Genomic DNA, 20,705 nt, shown 5'->3' with positions numbered 1-20,705 from the left:
AGGGGCGATCGCCCGCCTTCGGGATCGTCCACACCCTCGATATACTCGTGGTCGGGGGGATCGCCCAGCGCGGCGCGCAGGGATCATGCAGAGCGCGGTCTCCCGACCGACCGTGAGGAGCATGGGTGGCCACGCGCATGGCATCGACACCGCCGACGCTGGCGGGGTACAGCTATGTGCGTCCGCTCGGATCCGGCGGGTTCGCAGATGTCTTCCTCTACGAACAGGACATGCCGCGACGCGTCGCCGCTGTGAAGGTGCTGCTGGCGGATGCCGTGAACCGCGAGGTTCTCCGCACCTTCAACGTCGAGGCCGACATCTCCGCGCGGCTCAGCGCCCACCCCTCGATCGTCACCATCTATCATGCGTCCATCTCTGCAGACGGTCGGCCGTACTTCGCGATGGAGTACTGCCCCGACACCATGAGCGCCCGGTACAAGAAGGCGCCGCTGGCGCTCGCCGAGGTGCTCGACACGGGCGTGCGCATGGCAGGCGCCCTCGAGACCGTGCACAGGGCCGGACTCCTGCATCGCGACATCAAGCCGTCCAACGTGCTCATCAACTCCCTCGGCGCCCCCGTGCTGGCCGACTTCGGCATCGCGGCCGCCGTGATCGACGAGGGCGACGGAGAGACCATCGCGATGTCGGTGCCGTGGAGCTCGCCGGAGGTGCTGCAGGAGCGCGTCTCCGGATCCGTCCCGAGCGAGATCTGGAGCCTCGGAGCCACCCTGTACACGCTCCTCGCGGGAAGAAGCCCGTTCGAACGCGCCGACCGAGGCTCCAACTCCCGCGACCAGCTCACCGAGCGCATCATCAAGGCGCGCTATACCGCGGTGCCGATACCCGGCATCCCGCCGATCATCGACGAGATCTTCGCGACCGCGATGCACCGTGATCCGGCCAGACGGTTCGCGAGCATGGCCGACTTCGCGGAACGCCTGCGCTGGGCGCAGTTCGAGCTGGGTCTGCACCCGACGGCCTTCGAGGCGGCGTCCGCTGAATGGGCCGCAGCAGCGCCCGTCAGCTTCTCCGACTCCAGCGCCCGCGGCCCGGTGATCACCACCGTCGCCCCCGACTCGCGACGTGCAGTGCGCGCCGCGAAGCAGCAGGCGATGCCGCGCGACCGCGACGAACTGCCCGCCGCGCGTGCGAAGACCCGCTCGCCCCTCGTCGCCGGCGTGATCGGCGCGCTGATCGGAGCAGCGGTCCTCGGTGGCGTCGGCGTCGGCGTGCTCTACCTGACCGGGGTCCTGTGATGGCCATCGGCGACCGCGCTCGCGCGGAGGCGAACCCCCGATCGCGCGGACGCCTGATCGCGGCCATCTCGGGTGTCGCCGCCCTGGCGGTGGTGCTCACGCTCGCCATCACGGCCCAGGGATACCAGTCGCAGGAGGTGCCCCGCCTCGAGTCGTCCGTCTGGGTCATGCGCGACAGCGGCCAGTACGCCCGCGTGAACACCGAGCTCGCCGAGATCGACACCGTGCGCAACGTCGACGATCCCGAGGCCGTCTGGCAGAGCGGCTCGGCGGCCGTCATCTACGCCCAGGGCAACAGGCAGCGGTGGGATCTCGACCCCGCGAATCCCGCCGACCTGCTCTCCGACGCGTCGGATGAAGGCACGCCGATCGCTTCCGAGCCGACGCCGGCGGGCACGCGGGAGATCCTGTCGGCCGGTGCCTATGTGGCGTATCGCACCGACACCGGCCAGGTATCGGTCACCACTCTCGAGGCGGGTGCCGCCACTGCTCTCGTCGACCCGTTCGCGGGCGTCGAGGTCGAGGAGGGCGAGGACCCTCCGACGTACACGGCGGATGCGATCGGGCTGTCGCCCGCGGGCCTGCTGGTGCTCTTCTCCGCAGACGAGGGCGCGATCCGCCGGTTCGACATCGACGAGCACCGCTTCCTCGGCGATCCCGAGTCCGTCTCGCAGGCTCCGGATGCCGCAGAGGGCCTCCTCGTCACGGTCGTGGGCGACCGCTGGGCGATGCTCCAGGCGGGCACCGGCGAGCTGTGGCTGCAGGGGCGCGACGAACCCGTGGAGCTGGACGTCGCTGAGGACGCGCGTCTCCAGGAGGGCGCTGAGTCGGGCGAGAACATGTCGATCGCCGACTCCGACGGACTCGTGTCGGTCGATCTGGATTCCGGAGAGTCGGAGCGGGTCGCTGACGCGTCGGGCGTGCCGGCGACGCCGGTCGTCGTCGACGGCGAGGTCTATGCCGCCTGGCTCGACACGGGTGCGGGCACTCTGTGGGCAGGTGGCGAGACCGTTCCGCTGCGTGTTCCGGACGAGGCCCTCGACTCTTCGACGATCGAACCGGTCTTCCAGGAGAACGGCGATCGAGCGGTGCTGAGCGAGATCGGCACCGGACTCATCTGGACGGCCCCCGACGGCGTGCTCATCCCGCTCGAGCAGTGGGCGATCGAAGACGACACCGAGCAGCAGGAGGGCACGATCATCGTCGAGGACGTGGCCGAGCAGATGCCGCCCGTCGCCGTCGACGACGCATTCGGTGTCCGTGCGGGCGAGCAGGTGATCCTGCCGGTGCTCCTCAACGACCACGATCCGAACAAGAAGGACGTGCTGTCGATCGATCCCGAATCGGTCTCGGGCGGGCTCGGCGACCCGGCGTTCGGAGACCTGACCCTCGTCGCGAACGGGCAGTCGCTGGTGGTCGACGTCAAGGCGGGCTCGGGGCAGGCGAGCTTCACATATGCGGTCACCGACGGCGCCGCGGTGTCGGCTCCGGCGACCGTGACCCTGACCGTCGTCGATCCGGAAGCGAACTCCGCGCCCGTGTGGTGCGGAGTCGACGCCTGCCAGCAGGAGTGGCCGACGCCCCAGCTCCTTCCGGGCGGCAGCACGGTCGTCTCGGCGTTGTCGGGCTGGGTCGATCCCGAGGGCGATCCGTTCGTGCTCAGCGATGCCTACGAGACCGATTCCTCGTCGCCCGTCATGGTCGTGCCGATGGCCGACGGACGGGTGGCCATCCGCCACACCGACCCGAATGCCGCGGATGCCGTGATCTCGGTCACCGTGGTGGTCGAGGACGTGCACGGTGCGACCGCGGAGAAGACCCTCGATGTGCAGGTCACAGGGAGCCCGGCTCTCGTCGCCTCGCCGGTCGCGCTGACCGCGCGTGTCGGGGAGCTCCAATCGGTGCGCATCTCAGATCATCTGTCCGGCGGCTCCGGTTCGTATCGTCTCGTCGACGCCGTGCAGACTGCGGCGACCGCGCAGGGACTCGAGGTCAACCCGAACGCGGCATCCGGCACCGTCGAGATGACGGTGGCCGAACCGGGGCAGTATGTCGTCACCTACACGGCTCAGGACGTCACCACCCAGGCCGAGCAGTCGGCCGTCATCCGCATCACCGCGGTCGACGGATCCGCGGGCCTCGCGATGGCACCGCTGACCGCGTTCGTCCGCGAGGGCGAGGACACGACGGTCGACGTCATCCGCGCCGTGCAGAACACCAGTGGTCGGGTGCTGATGCTGGCCGATGCGGTGAGCTCGACGCCGCAGCTCGGCGTGCGTGTGGTCGGCAACGAGAGCATCCGGGTGAACGGCACCACGGAGGACGGCGAGCCCGGGGTCATCGGCAAGGCCACCGTGACGATCGCCGACGGCACCGGTGCCGCAGTGCAGGGAACCGTCACGGTCTTCCTCACGCCGCCGTCGACGGTGACGCGTCCGATCGTCTTCCCCGACGCGATCACCGTGCGCGCAGGTTCGCTCACGCGCATCGCTGTCACGGCCAACGACGTGGCGCCGCGAGGGGAGCCCCTGGTCGTTCTCCCCGAGGTGACCGGCTCGGGCGAATCGGGTGAGCTCGTCTTCGCCGACCGCAACGCGCTGCGCTACCTCGCACCCACGACGCCCGGCACCTACCGTCTGTCGTACTCGGTGTCACTCGAGCGCAACCCCGCCCTCGCCGACAACGGTGTCGTGACGGTCACGGTCGTGCCTCCGGGCACCAACCGTGCCCCGACGCCGTCGACCCTGACCGGCCGAGTCCTCAGCGGTCAGACCGTGTCGCTGCCCGTGCCTTCGACCGGCATGGACAGCGATGGCGATCGAGTCGTGCTCGCGGGCGTCGACCAGCCCCACAAGGGTGCGGGCACGGCGACGATCTCGGCCGACGGCGACGCGATCGTCTACCGGGCGCCCGCGGGCGGTGTCGACGGCGGTCAGGTGAGCTTCGGATACACGGTGCGCGACCCGCAGGGCGAGCAGGGGACGGGCACCGTCCGCGTCGGCGTGCTCGACGCGGACATCGATGACGCGGCGCCCGTGACCTTCAGCGATTACGTGCGCGTCGAGGCCGGGTCGACGACACCGATCGTCCTCGACCCGCGTCTCAACGACCTCGATCCGGCGCAGAGCGAGCTCGAGATCACCGAACTCGTCCCGAACGCGCCACCGGTCAAGGGGAATCCGCTCTACGACCGCCTGAACGCGCTGATCGATCCCGACACCTCTCTCGAAGACGGCCGTGTCGTGCTGCGCGCGGGAGACACCGCCGGCACGAACTCCTACTTCTATACGGTCAGGTCCACTCGCACATCCAGCACGTCGCAGGGTCTCATCGTCGTGACCGTGACCGACGGTGCGGTCGCCGACCAGCCGAGCGTCGCCGACACGGTGCTCACTGCGCGCGATCGGGAGGAGCTCCCGGATCGCGGCATCGACGTCGTGACCGATCGTGTCAGTTGGCCCTCGGGTGACGCCTCCTCCCTCACCTTGAGCCTGTGGGGCGACCAGCCCGGGTTCACTGTTCAGGGGAACCGCATCGTGGGCGCGGCCCCCGAAGACGGTGCGCTCGTTCCGTTCCAGCTGAAGGGCGAGGGATCGGGCGGCAGAGCGGTGGTCGCCTACGGGTTCCTGCGCATACCCGCCTTCGACGACATGCAGGTCCAGCTCAAGCCCGCCTCGACTCCTGTCGTGGTCGACGAGGACGCCTCGGTCTCGTTCGACGCGGCCGACTATGTCGACCTGACCTCCTCAGATGCCCTCGAAGTGGGATCCGGGCAGTTCACCGCGCAGCGGGCGGCCGCGTCGTGCTCCGCCGAGGGTGCAGGCAGCGTGACGTATCGCGCCGGCCGTGAAGCGCCATGGTCGGACACCTGCCTGGTCCAGGTGCGGTTGCAGGGTCAGGAGCGCTGGTCGTTCATCGACGTGCCGATCAGCATCCGTCCTGCCGAGCCGCAGCTGCTGCTGTCGTCGATCTCGCACACGATCGCCCCCGGAACCACCGAGACGGTCGACATGTACGCGAACATGGCCGCGTGGGAGGGCGGACGTGAGGGTGACGCGGGATCCCTCGAGTACCGGATCGTCTATTCGGGCTCGGCCTTCATCGTCACCCGAAACGGGCCTCAGCTGACCATCGAGGCACGCGCAGACGCGCGACCCGGCAACGCCGAGAACGTCAGCGTCACGGTGCCCCAGTACGGCGAGCCGTCGGCATCCGTCCGCCTCGTCGTCGGAGCAGCGCCGCCGGATGCGCCGCGCGGCGCGACCTTCACGAAGCAGTGCATCGTGACGAACCCCAGCTGCACCATCGACGTCGTCGACGTCGCCGGCGAGTACGACCCGTTCGCCGGGAAGCCCGGATCGGGCCTCCGACTGATGTCCCTCGGCGGGGGCACACGATGCGATGTCGCGTCGATCTCGACTTCGGGAAGCAAGGCGATCACGGCGAGCTGGCCCGGCGGAGGGCAGGCGCCGGGTGGACAGTGCATCATCCCCTTCGTCGTGCAGGATGCGCAGGGGCGCACCGGCACCGGAACTCTGACCCTCGATCTGCAGGGCTTCCCGCAGGCACCCGCCAGCGTCACGACGGTCGGATTCACCCGCTCGACCGTGGTGCTCGACGTGCCCCTCGGTGAGGCCGGTCGCGCGCACCCCGGCGTCACGGGGGTCGAGATCCTGCAGGACGGAGCGCCGGCGAACGCGTCGTGCAGCCCGGCGGCAGGTGCCTACCGGTGCACGGTGAACGGACTCGTCAACGGAGCGCCGCACGTCTTCACCGCGGCGGCCGTCAACGCGGTCGGCACATCGGCGGCGACGTCACCGCACACCAGCTGGGCGTATGCCGCCCCTGTGGTGTCGAAGGCGAACGCCACACCCGTCTATCGCCCCGGCAGCACGGAGCGCGGGCGCGGCATCGTCGCTCTCGCGGTCGATGCGTCGGACGACTCCCTCGCGTTCCGCATCGAGGAGACCGGGCAGGTCATCAACCGCACCGGCGCGACGACGACGGCCGACATCGCGCTGGCGCCGGGCCCGCAGAACATCACGATCGTCCCGATCAGCCAGTTCCAGCCGCCGACGGGCGATGGTGGAAACGAGGGCGGAGCCTTCCGCACGTCCGTCACCGCTGCGGGAACCGTCTACTTCGACCCCTCGGGAGCACGCGCGACCGCGACGTCGAACACCTCGATCGACGTCTCGGGAGTGGCAGCGCAGCCGAACGGCAGCGCCCTCGGCATCGACGTCGTGTACCTCGCCTGGCGATCGGGCAATGCGAGCTGCACCGCTGACGGCGACGGTCGTCTGCAGGTCTCGGGTGCGGAGGCGCAGTCGTCGTCACCCACCCTCACCAAGCTCGCCGAGTACTCGACCTACAACGTGAAGGCGTGCGCATCGAACGGCTTCGGCGTCGCCGAGTCGGCGACCACCCAGGTCTTCACGTTCACCTTCGTGGAAGGCCCGAAGGGCAACACGAGCTACACGATCGCCACCCAGCCGTCGGTCCAGGACAACCGCTATTCCTACCGGCTCGAGTCGGCGCCCGACATCGCCGTGCGAGACGGCTTCGTTCCGCAGTACTACATGTACGGGTCCTGGCGGTCGGACTTCCAGCTGAGCACCGACTCATCACCGTTGCCGGTCGGGGCGCGCTCCTGCCACGCGGTGCTGCGGGAGTACTGCTCCGATTCGGTCGAGATCTCGCCCCGGACGGCGCCGACGACGGTGGCGGTCGAGTTCCGCGAGTGCGTGCCAGCCAACCCGGATGACGCGTTCGTCGTCAGCCCTGCCGCCCGCGGTTCGTACTCCCTCGCCGTGACTCCGAGGATCGTCGACGGCATCTCCACGGTCGACATGAAGCTCACGTGGACGGGCGCTTTCAGTTCGCTCAAGCCGATCACGCACCGCGTGACGCTGTGCACGCAACCGGAGCCGGAGCCGGAGGATCCGAAGGACTCCGACAAGCCCGCCGACCCCGCCGATCCTGCCGGATGAACCCGCCGCGATGACGACTCCCTCCTCCCCACCGCCCTGCACACCGCAGGTGCCAGAGACGAATACGGTTGCCCTATGCCTGCTCCCTCCGCTGCTCCCGTGACCATCGCCGCCGAACAGGCCGCCTGGTTCGCCGAGACGTTCTCGATCCTCACCGCCAACGTCGAACAGGCGATCCTCGGCAAGCGGCACGTGATCGAGCTCGTGCTCGCCGCGGCGGTCAGCGGCGGCCACGTGCTGCTCGAGGACTTCCCCGGCACAGGCAAGACGGCTCTCGCGCGGGCGATCGCGCAGACCGTGACGGGAACGAGCACCCGGATCCAGTTCACGCCCGACCTGCTCCCCGGCGATGTCACGGGCATCACCGTCTACGACCAGAAGGAGGGCGCCTTCGAGTTCCACGCCGGTCCCGTCTTCGCGAACATCGTGCTCGCCGACGAGATCAACCGGGCGAGCCCGAAGACGCAGTCGGCGCTGCTGGAGGTCATGGAAGAGGGCACGGTCACGGTCGACGGCGTCACGCGGCCGGTCGGATCGCCGTTCCTCGTGATGGCGACGCAGAACCCGATCGAGCAGGGCGGCACCTACCGTCTGCCCGAGGCGCAGCTCGACCGCTTCATGATCAAGACGTCGATCGGATACCCCGACGAAGCCGCGACCATGCGCATCCTCCAGGGAGCAGCCCAGCCGAAGCACGTGCTCGACGGCATCGTCGGCGTCGACACCATCCTCACGATGGCCGAGATGACCCGCGGCGTGTACGTGAACCCGCTGGTCTCCGACTACATCATGCGCATCGTCGATGCGACGCGTCGAGCGTCCGAGGTCCGCCTCGGTGCCAGTGTGCGAGGGGCCCTCGCCCTGTCACGTCTCGTGATGACGTGGGCTGCCAAGAACGGTCGCACCTTCGTCACCCCCGACGACGTCCGAGAGCTCGCCGTCGTCGCCCTCGCGCACCGCCTGGTGCTCGAGCCGGAGGCCGAGTTCGACGGCGTCACCGCGGTCGCCGTGGTGGGGCAGATCCTGCTCGACGTCGAGCCGCCGCGCGAGAACGGCACTGCGTGAGCTTCAGCACCGAGTCCCGTCTGACGCGCACCACGGCGGGCACCAGCACGACGACGCGCACGTCGACGGTCACGCGCTACGACCGCACGCGCCGCGGCCCCGTCCGCGGCGCCGTCTTCGGCGTGCGTCGGGCCGCTCGCAGCACGGAGCGCGCAACCCGAGCGGCTGTCGCGTGGGTGCGTGAGACGGTCACATCCGCCGGGATGCTGGTCGTCGCGGCGCTGGTCCTGTGCGTCACCGCCGGGCTGCTGTTCGGCTGGGTCGAGGCGTGGGCGGTGGCGGCGATCGCGCTCGTGCTGCTGATCGCCTGCATCCCCTTCATCCTCGGCACCCACGACTATCGCATCGAGCTGACCCTCGACCGCGACCGCGTGGTCGCCGGTGCCGAGATCGGTGCGACGCTCGACGTGCGCAACAACAGCGAGCGTCTGTCGCTGCCCGGCATCGTCGACGTTCCCGTGGGGGAGGGGCTCGTCGAAGCGCACGTCCCCCTGTTGCGCCCCGCCGCACACCATCGCGAGCAGCTGACGATCGCCGCCCACCGCCGCGGTGTCATCGACGTCGGCCCCATGACCATCACCCGCGGTGATCCGATCGGCATCCTCCGCCGTGAGCTGCGCTGGCCCGATGTCCAGCGCATCCACGTGCATCCGGTCACGGTGCGCCTGCCCAGCACCAGCGCCGGTCTCATCCGCGATCTCGAGGGCACGCCGAGTTCGACCCTCGTCGATGCCGACCTCTCGTTCCACGCGGTGCGCGAGTACGTCGTGGGCGATTCGCAGCGCCACGTGCACTGGAAGTCGACCGCCAAGACCGGCAAGCTCATGGTGCGTCAGTACGAGGAGTCGCGGCACGCTCGCATCGCCATCATCCTCGACCTCGACAGCGAGTCGTACGAGAGCGACGACGAGTTCGAGAACACGGTCAGCGCCGCCGCATCCCTCGCCCTGCAGGGTGTGCGCGACGGTCGTGACGTGCTCTTCTCGGTGAGCAACGAGATCCCCGAGCACAGCCGTGCCGAGTTGCTGTCGATACGCACTCTTCCCACGGTGACTCCCAAGGCCCTCCTCGATGCCACCTCGACCATCGATCCGGCCGACCGCGTGATGCGGCTCGAGGCGGTCGCCGCGCTCACCGCCCAGTCCTACCCCGACCTGTCGATCGGATTCCTGATGACGGGCTCGCGCATGCCGCTCGAGCGTCTGCGCCACGCCGCCATCACTCTGCCGGCGGCGGTCGAGGCGGTCGCGGTGCGCAGCGAACTCGGCGAGCAGCCCACCCTGCGCACGGCGCGCGAACTGGCCGTGATGACGCTGGGCGCACTCGGCGACCTTCCGCAGATGCTCGCCCGCGGAGCACTGCGATGAGCGCCGCGGGTCCGCGGCGCGGCGTCGCGAGGTCGCGCCGGACGTTCGCGCTCTCGGCTCTGACCCTCTGGTCTCTCGGATATGTGCTGGTCGGCATCGGTCTCGCCACGGCGGCTGCATGGCCGGTGTACGAGTCCCCCCGGGCGCTGGCGGTCGGCCTGATCGGCGGCCTGCTGGGCATGGTCGTCGCCGTGCTGACCCGGCTGCTGCGGTGGGGGCTGCTGATCGGCGCTCTCGCGGTGACCGGCGTCTACCTGGTCGTCTCGGTTCCGCTCGCCATCCCATCGGCGCTCTCGTCGCTTCCCGCATTCCTGGGCGGAATCCGCGACGCGGTGCTGGGGGTGGTGCTCGGCTGGAAGCAGATGCTGACGCTGAACCCGCCCCTCGGTGAGTACCAGGCGGTGCTCATCCCGCTCCTCGTGGTCATGCTGTTCGGTTCCTTCATCGCCACTCTGCTCGTGCTCGAAGGCGGACGCCGGGCGACCATAGCGGTTCCCGTCGTGACCGCGATGAGCGTCTTCGGAATCGCCTTCGGTGTGAGCGGCACGACGGCTCCGGTCTCAGTGCTCGGCGTCGCGCTTCCCGCTCCTCGGGAATGGCTGATCGGCGTCGCGCTCTTCGTGGTCTCTCTCGTCTGGCTGGTCGGACGCTCGCGGCTTCAGCGGGCACAGGCGCTGCGCACCGTCGCGGCGGCGAACATCTCGCGCCGGGCGACCCCGGTGTGGCTCACGATCCGTCGGCATCTCCTGTCGGCCGGTCTCGCGGTGATCGCCCTCGTCGCCGGTTTCGCGGTGGCTCCCGCCGCGGCAGGGTGGAGCGACCGCTCCGTTCTGCGCGACGAGGTCGAGCCGATGATCGTCGTGCAGCAGCAGGCGAGCCCCCTCAGCGCCTACCGGTCGTGGTTCGCCGGCAGCACTCTCGATGACACGGTCGTGCAGGTGGAGGGCGATCCTGGAGCGCTGGAGCGCCTCCGGCTCGTCACCCTCGACTCGTACGACGGCGAGGACTTCCACATCGCGCCGGACGACCGGTTCAGCCGGTTGCCCCGCAGCGCGATGCCCGGCGAGGGCCGCGTGTCGCTCGGGATCACGATCGGCGACGCCTACCGGGGCATCTGGGTCCCCTCGCCGGCCGGTCTCGCCGAGGCGCCGGACTTCTCGGGTGCGCGCGCCGAAGCGCTCGCCGACGGGTTCCACGTCAACTCGGGCGGCGACACGGCGATCACCGTGGCAGAGGCACCCGGCGGGGGAGAAGGGCTCGTTCCGGGCGATCGCTACAGAGTGCTCGTGGACGCCCCGGCGAGCCCCGGCGACATCACCGCCGTACAGGGCGGTGCCTCGAACCTCGACACCGACCTGTATCCCGCGCTCACCGAGTGGGCCGAGATGCAGGAGCAGCCCCGCACCGGGGCCGGGTATCTCGAGATCATCGACCGCCTGCGCTCCCGCGGCTACCTCAGCCACGCGCTGATCGACGATGAGGCGGCGGCGGGATGGATCGCCTCGTTGAAGGAGTCCGAGGGATACGCTTTCGCACCCAGCTATGCGGGACACTCCGCGGCCCGCATCGAGGAGCTGTTCACCGACCTGCTCGAACAGGAGCGCAGGGCAGGCTCGGATGCCGCGCCCGAGCTGCTCGTGTCGGCGGTCGGCGACGACGAGCAGTTCTCAGTGGCAGCGGCGCTTCTCGCCGAGCACTGGGGGCTCGAGTCCCGAGTCGTGATCGGTGCGCGCCTTGCGGCCGCAGAAGAGGTGCCCGGCATTCCCGCCTGCACGGAGACCTGCACGGGCGCGAACATGAGCGCCTGGGTCGAGGTGAGAGGATCGGGCGGCGAGTGGATGCCGGTCGACACCACACCGCAGTACGCGATGCTTCCGAGTTCCATCACCGAGGGCGAGCAGCTGCCCGAGCATCCCACGGTGCCCGAGCAGCCCCGGTCGGAGGCGTTGGATCCGCCTCAGGCGCAGAGCGATTCCAACAATGACGCGCCTCCGCTCGAGTCGCCGCAGTCAGAGGTGCTCGCCGTCCTGCTGCCGATCCTCCGCGCTTTGGGGCTCGTCATGCTCGCGCTGGCATTGCTCGCGCTGCCCTTCCTCGTGCTGCTGCTGGCCAAACGGCAGCGAGCCAGGGCCCGCCGAACCGCCGAAGATCCCGAGGTGCGTCTCGCCGGGGCGTGGGAGGAGCTGGTCGACGTGTACGCCGACCACGATGTGCCGATGGATGCCGAAGGCACCCGCATCCAGCGCGCGCTCTCGACCGACCGAGAGGCAGCGGACCGCCTGGCAGAGATCGTCGATCGCGCCGTGTTCGCCGAGCATCCTCCGACGGACGAGGATGCGCGCGCCGCCTGGGAGATCGTCGACGCCGAGCGGACGGAGCTCGCAGCGGCAGGCAGATGGTGGCATCGCATCGTCATGCGCGTGCGACCGACGTCGTTCGTCGGTCGCATACGGGGCGCGAACGGTCGTGGATTCACGGCCGCCGTGCCTGTGCTCGCTACGCTCGGATTGACCTGGTCGCCCGGCGACCGGAAGAAGGGGAACTCATGATCGCGCCCGTGGATACCGGCTACGTCACGATGCTCGCCATCGTCGGCGGCGTCGGCGTGCTCATCGGCCTCGCCGTCTACGTCTGGTACGCGCTGGCGCTGTCGCGCCTCTTCCCGCGCATCGACGGAGAGGGGTGGAAGGGCTGGGTCCCCATCCTCAACGAGGCGGAGATCCTGGCGCGCGGCGGAGTGCCGGCGTGGTCGGTGGTGTTCTACTTCATCCCGATCGTGCAGCTGTTCGGCATCTACCTCAAGGTCGTCGCGACCCACCGCATCAATCGGAGGTTCGGTCGCGGTGCGGGAATGACGGTGCTCGCGATCCTTCTGCCCCCGGTCTGGGCGACGGTTCTCGCCTGGGGGGCGCCGCCGTACCCCGAGGGCGAACGGCTGGCCGCGCTGCAGCCCGGCCCGCGCCGAAGCTCGCAGCCCACGGCCACCCCGGCGAGGGACGCATCGGGATACACGATCCCGTCCCTGGCTCCGCATACCCAGAGCCAGCCTGACGCCCCCGCGCCCGTGTTCCCCGACTACGCCGCACCGAGCCGTCCGGCCGTGCAGCCCGACCGGACTGCGACCGCAGCCGCGGCGAGCGGTGGTCCCGCGGGTTCAGGGTGGGGCGCGCCTCCCGTCCAGGGCGCCCCGCCGGTTCCCGTCGCCGGACAGCCCCCGGTGCAGGGTGCGCCGGCGGCATCATTCGCTCCGCCGCAGCCGCCCGCCTCGTCCTTCGCGCAGCAGCCTCCTGCGCCTCAGCCTCCTGCGCCTCAGCCTCCTGCGCCTCAGGCGCCGGCTTTGCAGCCTCCTGCTCCTCAGGCGCCGGCTTTGCAGCCTCCTGCGCCGCCCGCGCCGGTGCGCGCACCTAAGCCCCCTGCGGTGGAGCAGCCACCCGCCGTGAACCCGCCGGCTCCGACCGAGGCGCACCCGACCACCGGCATCATGGCCGCAATGGGTGGCGCGCCTGTGGCTCCGGCGGCGCCGCAGCCACCCGCGCCGCCGGTACCGGTATCCGACGACGTCGTGCCTCAGCAACCGGCACAGACACCGGCGCCGACACCGGCGCCGGCCCCGGCATCCGCTTCCGTGCCCGAGTTCGAGCGGCCGACGGAGAACGCGCCCGCCGCGGCGCCCGCCGAAGAGGCGCAGCGGATGGTGCGGCCCGCTCCGCCCTCGTTCCGAGATGGTGGCCTCTCGGATGAACAGCCGCAGGCGCCGGTGATCCGTCCTGTCCCGTCGTCCCCCGCGGCTGCGGGGACCACCGCGGATGTGCATACGGCCGCCGTGGTGCCCCCGGCCGATGCAGCGCCCGCACCCGCGGTCGAGGAACCCGTCCCGGCGCCCCTCGCGATGCCGTTCGGAGGCCTCGCGGCCGACGTCGACAAGACGGTCGTCACACCGCGTCCGACGCACGATGTCGACGAGGACCTCGACGCCACCGTCGTCGTCGCCCGCAAGCGCGGAGTCCGCCGATCGCTCGTGCTCGATGACGGACGGAAGTTCTCGCTGTCCGGCGCCAGCGTCGTGATCGGCCGCAATCCGATCGGCGAGCCGGGCGAGCAGCGACTCGCCATCTCCGATACGACCCGCACGCTGTCGAAGACGCACGCTCGTCTCGTCGTGCACGACGACGAGTGGCGTCTCACCGATCTGCACGCCACGAACGGCGTCGTCGTGGTCGAGGAGAACGGCACCGAGACCCTGCTCGATCCCGGAGAGAGCGTCACCGGCAACGGCCGCTTCATCCTCGGTGAAGTGGGGATGCATGTGATCGCGGAGCGCGATTCATGACGCTCTCCTCGGTCGTCCTCAGCGTCGCGTCACTCACCGACACCGGTCTCACGCGCTCGGCGAATGAGGACTCGGTGCTGGTGGCGTCTCCGGTCTTTCTCGTCGCGGACGGCATGGGCGGGCATGAGGCTGGGGATCGTGCAAGCGCTGCGGTGGTGGAGGCGTTCGAGCCGCTTCGCGGGGCGACGGTCGACGTCGCCGACATCGGACAGGCATTGAGTCGCGCTTCGGCTGTGGTCGATGACATCTCCGCCGAGCACAAGCGCGGGGCAGGAAGCACCGTGACCGGTGTCGCTCTCGTCGATCACGACGGCGTGCCGCACTGGCTCGTCTTCAATGTCGGCGATTCCCGTGTCTACCGGCACCACGGCAACGAGCTGACACAGCTGACGATCGATCATTCACTGGGGCAGGAACTGGTGGATGCCGGTGAGCTCCGCGCCGAGGATCTCTCGACGTTCTCGCAGCGCAACGTCATCACGAGGGCGATCGGTGCGCCCGACAGCACCGCGGACAGCTGGCTGCTGCCCGTGGTCGACGGCGAGCGACTGCTGATCTGCTCCGACGGCCTGAGCGGCGAGGTGAGCGACGAGGCGATCCGAGCGACCCTGACGATGAACGGGCGACCGGAGACCGCGGCAGCGGCTCTCGTGAGCCGGGCGCTCAAAGCGGGTGGTCGCGACAACGTGTCGGTCGTCGTGATCGACGTGATCTCGGGAGGCGCGAACGGGCGCCCGGACGACCTCACTGCGGGCCGCGATGCCGCATCCGCCTCGCTGACCGATTCGATGCTCGAGGGCACGACGATCCCGGTTCGAGCCAGATGACGGACGACGAGACCGAGGTCGAAGAGACCGTCATGCTGACCAGACGCGATCGGCGCCGGGGGAGACCGGTCGCCGAGTCCGGCGAAGTCGCCGAGTCTGCTGAGCCCGTCGAGCCTGCCGAGCCCGCTGAGCCCGTCGAGCCTGCCGAGCCCGCCGAAGTCGCCGAACCCGCTGAGCCAGCGGATGACGTGGACGAGGCGACGGTCGTCGTCGACCGGAGACCCGCGGAGGCTGAGGAGCAAGGTGCCGATCGGGAGGACGACCCTGTCGACGAGTCGACGGTGCTCGTCTCCCGGACGCCGCGTCGTGTGCGACGCAAGAGATCGGAACAGCCCGCCGACAGCGACGACTCTGCCGACCGCGCAGAGGCTGACGTGCCCGCCTCGTTCGAGGCGCCGACGGATGCGCCGGCACCGGAGATCTACCGGCCGCGTCCGGCCCCGCTCGGCCCTTCTGCCCCGCCCGTCGTGATCGGCGCCGCGGCGCCCACGCGCACGGTGGACCCGGATCTCCCGTCGGTCGCGAAGCAGGGACTGCGCTGGAGCCGGGCGGCCCTCATCACGTTCGCAGCAGCCTGCGTCGTCTCCGTCGCGGGTCTGGTGGGTCTGGGCTTCTTCGTCTTCGGGTGACGCCCTCACCCTGACGGAGCCGTGCTCAGCGTCCGCGCACTCCCACCGGCCGTCGGGCCGCCTGGGTGCCCTGAAGCGGCCGCGCCGTGTCGCTGCGGACCATCGCGCCGCGCGTCTCAGTGAAACGTGCTCGGGTCACCCGATGCCGGACCGGGGATGTTGAGCAGTCCGCCTTCGCGTTCGACCTCGACCGGATCCACGACCGGCTGCTCTCTGCGGCGACGCAGCACGATGAGGATGCCGAGCACACCGAGCAGAGTCGCTCCGCCGATCGCGGTGAACAGCGCGCCCTCCCGTGTGAGCAGGAACGGCGACGCTCCATGGTCGGGGTCGGCGGTGGCTGCGGGCGGTCGCACGGCGCTCTCCGAGGTGTCGAAGTATGGGCTCACGGGCCCGCGCGTCGTCTCATCCGGGAGCAGCTCGATGGCGGCGAGCGGCTGGATGAATCCCCAGCCGTCGATATCGTCCCGATTGTCGGCGTCGGCTCGCAGGGCGGTGGCGGTGAGCCGATACGCCCAGCCGGCGGGCGGATCCTCGGGGTGCGCTTGCGCCACCAGTGCGGCAGCCGCGCTCGCGTATCCGGTCGCGAAGCTCGAGGCAGGGGCATCGGCGGCGAAGACGCAGTCGCCCCCGCCCACCGCTGCGCTCAGCACCGTGCTTCCGGGGGCTGTCACGCCGACCTGGGGTCCGTGGATCGAGTCATCGGTCGCGCGTCCGGTGGCGTCGGCCGCGCTGACCCCGAGAACCTGCTCATAGGCCGCGGGGTAGCGAGCGCCGTCTTCCGCGTCCGGATCTGACGCCCTGTTCCCGGCGCTCGCCACGACCAGGGCGCCGACGGCGGACGCGTGTTCGACCGCCGCCCGGAGATCGGGGGAGTCGGCTGTCTGCGAGATCGAGACGTTGATGATGTCCGCGCCGTTGTCGGCCGCCCAGTGGATGCCGTCCGCGATGCGCTGCGAGGTGGGCCCGTACCCCTTGTCCTTGTCCTGCTGCTGCTCGCTGCGGAACACTCGCACGGAGAGCAGCCGGGCGTCGGGCGCGAGTCCGACGACGCCGGAGCCCGCGACCGGCTGTGCGGCGATCTGCCCGGCGATCGCCGTGCCATGCCCGGTCGTGTCGGTCAGACCGTCAGCCCGCTCGCCGTCTCCGACGAGATCGACACCGCCGATCACGGCTCCGGCGAGATGCGGATTGCCGGCATCGATGCCCGAGTCGACGACGGCGACGACGACCCCTCGGCCCGTGGCGACGCGGTGGGCCTCGTCAGCACCGAGCAGTGCGAGGGCGGGTGGGACCTCGGGCGTGAACACCACGTTGCCGGGTGTGCAGGCATCGCCGGACGTCGCCATCGATGCGATCGACGTCGGGACGGCAGGCGATGCCAGAGCGGATGCCGGTGCGCCGAGCAGCGTGGCGCCGAGGACGACGGCCGTGAGAGCGGCTGTGCGGCCGCGCATCAGTCGGTCCCCGAGCCGGGCGACTCTCTCGCAGCATCGGAGGTCAGCGCGGGGCCGGCGGCGAAGAACTCGATCCACGCGTCCGACACCTGTCCGACGTCCTCGGGGGAGTACCCGAGCTGAGCGATGGGGCCGCTTGCGGACTCCTCGGCGCTCTGCGCTGCTGCAGCACCGGGGATCGCGAACGCGGTGCCGGATTCGTCGATGAGCACGGCCAGACCCGCCGCGTCCTCGGACCCACCCGTGACCTCGACGAGGGCGCCGCCACCGACCTTCACATCGACGCCGGAGCGCTGCTCGGGCAACTCGGTGGTCGTCGCCGCGAGCACCGTGTGCGCGTCATCGGTGAGCATCGCGCAGGGCGTCTCGCCGGCGGCGAGCGTGGTCAACGGCAGCGTCGGCCAGTCCTCGCCCCCGATGTACGGGCGGGTCTCCACGTCGGCGACCTCGGCGGGGGAGACCTCCTGCTGAGCACCGACCTCCTGGCCGCTGCCGAGGAGGTAGAGCTGATATGCGAGGGGACTGAGTCTGGCGAGCTCGCCGGTGCCGAGCGCCACGTAGCGCTCGTCGGCAGGGCTGCCCTGGGTGTGCACGATCGTTCCGGCTCTCAGATCCGTTCCGGGCACCGATGCGCCGACGCCGTTGATGCGGATCGGCTCGAGCTCGTCACCGGACTCGAAGAGGTTGAGCCATCGTCCGTCGACCTCGAGGACGTCGCTGGTGCCGAGACCGACGGCGCGGAGCACGGCGTTGGCATCGTCGGCGGGCACTGCGTGGCGTTTGCCGTCTGCGATCACGAACAGCTCGTCGCCGCGCTGGACGACGGCACCGGTTCCCGTCGACACCTCGGCGATCGGCGCGCTCGACAGTGACACGGCGGCGCCGGCCGTGTCGTCGATGCACGCTGTCCAGGAGGAGTTGATCAGTGCCGCGGGCGCGGGCAGATCATCGGGCGCACCGAGGATGCCGATCGAGGGGCCGACCGGGATCCCGTCGAGCGCCGCCTGATCCGTGCGCACCACCTTGAACTCTCCGGCGGGGATCAGAAGCCGCGCGCTGGCCGTGTTGATCACCGGGTACAGCGTGCCCTCGACGGAGACGTAGCGGGCACCGGTGTCGGTGGCGACGATCAGGCGGTTGTTCTGCCAGTCGCCGGGGAGCCCGGGCTGCATGATTCCCCAGAACACCCCGACGAGGATCACGCCGACCGTGAGTGCGACTCCGGCGACGACCGCGCGCAGGGGCTTCGCGGGGTCGAGCTCTTTGCCTCCGGGGGCTCCGCCGGTGAACGCCGAGAGGAGGCGGCGCCTGCTGAAGCCCTGGGCCTCGATCAGATCCTTCTTGGTCGCCATGGGTCAGATGAGTCCGGCCGTCGTGACGCCGAGCGGCAGCAGCAGAGCGAGTGCGATGACCTCGACCGTGTCGCCCAGCCTCGTGAGCCGCAGACGCGCTTTCGGCGTGAGCAGCGTGAGACCGACCAGGATCACGGTGGCCACGACCAGGATGAGAAGCATCCAGGTGCGGACGTCGGGCAGAGCGAGTGCCACCGTCACACCGGTGACGGCGAGCCCGATCGCGCCGATGGCCATGAGGACGAGCACGCCGAGGCGCGCGTGGATCTGACGCGACTGGAACATCATGCCCACGAACGCGAGCACGCAGAGCAGAGCGCCGAAGACGCCGCTCCCGGCGACCAGAGGGGTCGCGATCAGCGCCGCGAGGCCCAGCGCAGCGCGCAGTGCGATGAGAGTGCGTGTCCCCGCGGCGGCGCGGCGCTTGACCTCGTCGGCATCGATGGGCTCGGGTGCGGCGAACATGTCGGCGTCGCTCTGAGGGGAGATGACTCTGATGCGCGTCGAGCTGAGAGCGAGCCACGGGATGCCGTTCGCGAGCAGTGCGGTCGTGGCGAGCATGATCGCGTAGGGAGCGAGCGCATCGCCGAAGATCGCGGCGGTCGTCGCGGTGATGCCGATCGAGGCGCCGAGCGCGATCGGCACGAGATGGATCTCGGGCTTCTCCTGGGTGACGGCGAGGCCGAGGCCGCCGACGATGACGAGACCCAGTCCCATGGCCGCGAGCGGCCAGCCCCAGATGCTCTGCACGGGAACGGCGAGGAAACCCGCGAGCCCTCCGTAGGCTGCGGCGGTGAGTCCCAGGGCGTGTCCGGCTTCCGGCTGACGGAGACGCATGAGCACGGCGGCCGCGACGCTGAGGACGATGGCTCCCGAGCCCGCGATGATCGCGGGCAGGAGGGACGTCGGCGGTGTGGCGACGAGCAGCAGCGCGCAGAGGGCGAGGAAGGTGAGGCTGACGAAGAGCGCCGTGCGCGAGCTGTCCGCGGGCGTCCAGGAGCCGTGCTGCTCTGCCGTCGCATCGATCACCGCTTCGACGACGTCGTCGTAGACGCGCGGCTCCTGCATGAGGCCGCCGCGGACGAGAGTGAGCAGCTCTCCGTCGTGCACACCCTGCGCCGCCGCGCCGCGTGCCGGGTCCAGCGGTGTGCCATCGGCTCGCTGCAACGAGTAGCCGCCGTGGGTGAGGGTCGGGTCGAGCACGCCGAGACTCCGGGCGAACCCGGGGATGATCTCGACCAGCGGGACCTGCGACGGCACGCCGACGTCGAGCCGACGGTCGTCGCTGACGACGGAAAGCCGCAGCACGGTGCCTGCCGTTGCGCTGCTCTGAGTCATGGAACGATGCCCCCTCCATGGTGTGCAGCCGGGCGGGAGGAGACCCGTGGCTGCGCATTCCGCCTTTCACCCTAGTTGAGGCGTGCGACAACGCACAGTCGCAGGATGCGACGTTTCTCCATCGACTGCACGATCTCCCGGAGGATGCGCTGTGCGTTCTGGTGATCGGAGGCAGGACCTCTCGAGCCTCTACTCGATACTCGAAGCGCGGGGGAACCAGTGCGCTGATCGTGTGCCCGTGACAGGGCGCGGAACTGAGCATCTTCGATTTTCTCCATCGACTGCAGGATCTCCGCTCGGATGCATCATGAAATCTGGCGATTCGTTCCGATGTGTTCTAGCCTGTGTCGTGAAACAGATTCGTGGGGGGTTGTTTCGTTGTCGTCCCAAGACTGGGATGCGCTCCCCCGCACGTGTGTCCCATGTGGACCGGAGGGAGTGAGTTATGGCTGATGTCATCTCCGCAGAAGAAGGGGCTCTGCGTCGCGGAGCCCAGGCGGTGCGGGAGACCAAGTCCGGGATCGACCAGCAGACCAAGAAGGTCCGCGGTGAGATCGAGCAGCTGCGTGGTTTCTGGACCGGTGCGGCTGCTGTGTCGTTCACGACGCTGATGTCGCGCTGGGACGAGCAGGCGCGTCAGCTGAACGAGGTCCTCGTGACGCTCGAGGATGCTCTTGCGGGCACCGAGCGTGACCAGGCTGCGACCGAAGAAGCTCACCAGCAGACCATCTCGGGCCTCGGCTCGATGATGGGCGCCTGAGCGTAGACCACAGAGATTTCAAGGAGAACATGATGCAGTCGATGTCAGTTCGCCCGGAGCAGGTCAACGCTCTGGCAGCGCAGATCCGCAGCGGGTCGCAGGGTATTCGTTCCGAGCTGGACCGTCTCGAGTCCGAGGTCAGCAAGCTCCGTGCGGCGTGGGATGGTTCCGCGCAGCAGGCGTATGACCAGGCTCAGGCCAAGTGGAACCGTTCGCTGAGCGAGATGCAGCAGCTTCTCACGCAGATCGCGGGCAAGACCGAGGAGATCTCGGGCCAGTACGTCCAGACCGACAAGTCGGCCGCTGGGCGTTTCGGGGCCTGATCCGTGGCGCG

General features: G+C 69.9%; 13 protein-coding genes. 10 read left to right on the top strand and 3 right to left on the bottom strand.

What is annotated here, in order from left to right; translation table 11 throughout:
* The first annotated feature begins 125 nt into the window (after positions 1-125).
* From ACZZZF_RS08965 to ACZZZF_RS08930, 8 genes are all read left to right on the top strand, one after another.
* Positions 126-1,256 (top strand): serine/threonine-protein kinase, encoded by a 1,131-nt coding sequence (locus ACZZZF_RS08965; protein WP_463498015.1) that lies wholly within the window; start codon positions 126-128, stop codon positions 1,254-1,256.
* Entirely contained in the window at positions 1,256-7,246 is a 5,991-nt protein-coding gene (locus ACZZZF_RS08960; protein WP_463498013.1) for an Ig-like domain-containing protein, read from the top strand. The genes ACZZZF_RS08965 and ACZZZF_RS08960 overlap by 1 nt, the downstream gene beginning before the upstream one ends.
* 99 nt (positions 7,247-7,345) lie before the next feature.
* On the top strand, positions 7,346-8,311 hold the full coding sequence (locus ACZZZF_RS08955; protein WP_053099368.1) for an AAA family ATPase: 966 nt from the start codon (positions 7,346-7,348) through the stop codon (positions 8,309-8,311).
* Positions 8,308-9,678: a DUF58 domain-containing protein gene (locus ACZZZF_RS08950; RefSeq protein WP_463498012.1), complete on the top strand. Its 1,371-nt coding sequence runs from the start codon at positions 8,308-8,310 to the stop codon at positions 9,676-9,678. The genes ACZZZF_RS08955 and ACZZZF_RS08950 overlap by 4 nt, the downstream gene beginning before the upstream one ends.
* Positions 9,675-12,227 carry a transglutaminase domain-containing protein gene (locus ACZZZF_RS08945; protein WP_463498010.1) on the top strand — a complete coding sequence of 851 codons (2,553 nt, stop codon included), beginning with the start codon at positions 9,675-9,677 and terminating at the stop codon, positions 12,225-12,227. The genes ACZZZF_RS08950 and ACZZZF_RS08945 overlap by 4 nt, the downstream gene beginning before the upstream one ends.
* Positions 12,224-14,008, top strand: coding sequence for a DUF5684 domain-containing protein (locus tag ACZZZF_RS08940; RefSeq protein ID WP_463498009.1), 1,785 nt, complete (start codon positions 12,224-12,226; stop codon positions 14,006-14,008). The genes ACZZZF_RS08945 and ACZZZF_RS08940 overlap by 4 nt, the downstream gene beginning before the upstream one ends.
* Positions 14,005-14,835 (top strand): PP2C family protein-serine/threonine phosphatase, encoded by an 831-nt coding sequence (locus ACZZZF_RS08935; RefSeq protein WP_187248886.1) that lies wholly within the window; start codon positions 14,005-14,007, stop codon positions 14,833-14,835. The genes ACZZZF_RS08940 and ACZZZF_RS08935 overlap by 4 nt, the downstream gene beginning before the upstream one ends.
* Entirely contained in the window at positions 14,832-15,464 is a 633-nt protein-coding gene (locus ACZZZF_RS08930; protein ID WP_463498007.1) for a hypothetical protein, read from the top strand. The genes ACZZZF_RS08935 and ACZZZF_RS08930 overlap by 4 nt, the downstream gene beginning before the upstream one ends.
* A 116-nt stretch (positions 15,465-15,580) precedes the next feature.
* On the opposite strand, the gene ACZZZF_RS08925 is transcribed toward ACZZZF_RS08930, so the two are convergent.
* The 3 genes from ACZZZF_RS08925 to eccD are packed head-to-tail and all read right to left on the bottom strand — an operon-like array spanning position 15,581 to position 19,611.
* Entirely contained in the window at positions 15,581-16,921 is a 1,341-nt protein-coding gene (locus tag ACZZZF_RS08925; RefSeq protein ID WP_463498005.1) for a S8 family serine peptidase, read from the bottom strand.
* Positions 16,921-18,273 (bottom strand): type VII secretion protein EccB, encoded by a 1,353-nt coding sequence (gene eccB / locus ACZZZF_RS08920; protein ID WP_400340148.1) that lies wholly within the window; start codon positions 18,271-18,273, stop codon positions 16,921-16,923. The genes ACZZZF_RS08925 and eccB overlap by 1 nt, the downstream gene beginning before the upstream one ends.
* A gap of 3 nt (positions 18,274-18,276) precedes the next feature.
* Positions 18,277-19,611 carry a type VII secretion integral membrane protein EccD gene (eccD, locus tag ACZZZF_RS08915; protein WP_056276643.1) on the bottom strand — a complete coding sequence of 445 codons (1,335 nt, stop codon included), beginning with the start codon at positions 19,609-19,611 and terminating at the stop codon, positions 18,277-18,279.
* Between the two features lie 445 nt (positions 19,612-20,056).
* Between eccD and ACZZZF_RS08910 the strand changes: the two genes are divergently transcribed.
* Together ACZZZF_RS08910 and ACZZZF_RS08905 are read left to right on the top strand one after the other, a co-directional pair.
* Positions 20,057-20,371, top strand: a complete 315-nt coding sequence (locus ACZZZF_RS08910; protein WP_053098670.1) for a WXG100 family type VII secretion target — start codon at positions 20,057-20,059, stop codon at positions 20,369-20,371.
* Between the two features lie 32 nt (positions 20,372-20,403).
* Positions 20,404-20,694: a WXG100 family type VII secretion target gene (locus ACZZZF_RS08905; protein WP_463498003.1), complete on the top strand. Its 291-nt coding sequence runs from the start codon at positions 20,404-20,406 to the stop codon at positions 20,692-20,694.
* Positions 20,695-20,705 lie beyond the last annotated feature (11 nt).

The sequence above is a fragment of the Microbacterium sp. AC215 genome, from assembly GCF_979258645.1.
This window is presented reverse-complemented; position numbering and strand designations above follow the sequence as displayed.

Coding starts and splice junctions, on each gene's coding strand:
- ACZZZF_RS08960 (WP_463498013.1), top strand. CDS start 1,256: ATGGCCATCGGCGACCGCGCTCGCGCGGAGGCGAACCCCCGATCGCGC.
- ACZZZF_RS08945 (WP_463498010.1), top strand. CDS start 9,675: ATGAGCGCCGCGGGTCCGCGGCGCGGCGTCGCGAGGTCGCGCCGGACG.
- ACZZZF_RS08940 (WP_463498009.1), top strand. CDS start 12,224: ATGATCGCGCCCGTGGATACCGGCTACGTCACGATGCTCGCCATCGTC.
- ACZZZF_RS08935 (WP_187248886.1), top strand. CDS start 14,005: ATGACGCTCTCCTCGGTCGTCCTCAGCGTCGCGTCACTCACCGACACC.
- ACZZZF_RS08930 (WP_463498007.1), top strand. CDS start 14,832: ATGACGGACGACGAGACCGAGGTCGAAGAGACCGTCATGCTGACCAGA.
- ACZZZF_RS08925 (WP_463498005.1), bottom strand. CDS start 16,921: ATGCGCGGCCGCACAGCCGCTCTCACGGCCGTCGTCCTCGGCGCCACG.
- eccB (WP_400340148.1), bottom strand. CDS start 18,273: ATGGCGACCAAGAAGGATCTGATCGAGGCCCAGGGCTTCAGCAGGCGC.
- eccD (WP_056276643.1), bottom strand. CDS start 19,611: ATGACTCAGAGCAGCGCAACGGCAGGCACCGTGCTGCGGCTTTCCGTC.
- ACZZZF_RS08910 (WP_053098670.1), top strand. CDS start 20,057: ATGGCTGATGTCATCTCCGCAGAAGAAGGGGCTCTGCGTCGCGGAGCC.
- ACZZZF_RS08905 (WP_463498003.1), top strand. CDS start 20,404: ATGCAGTCGATGTCAGTTCGCCCGGAGCAGGTCAACGCTCTGGCAGCG.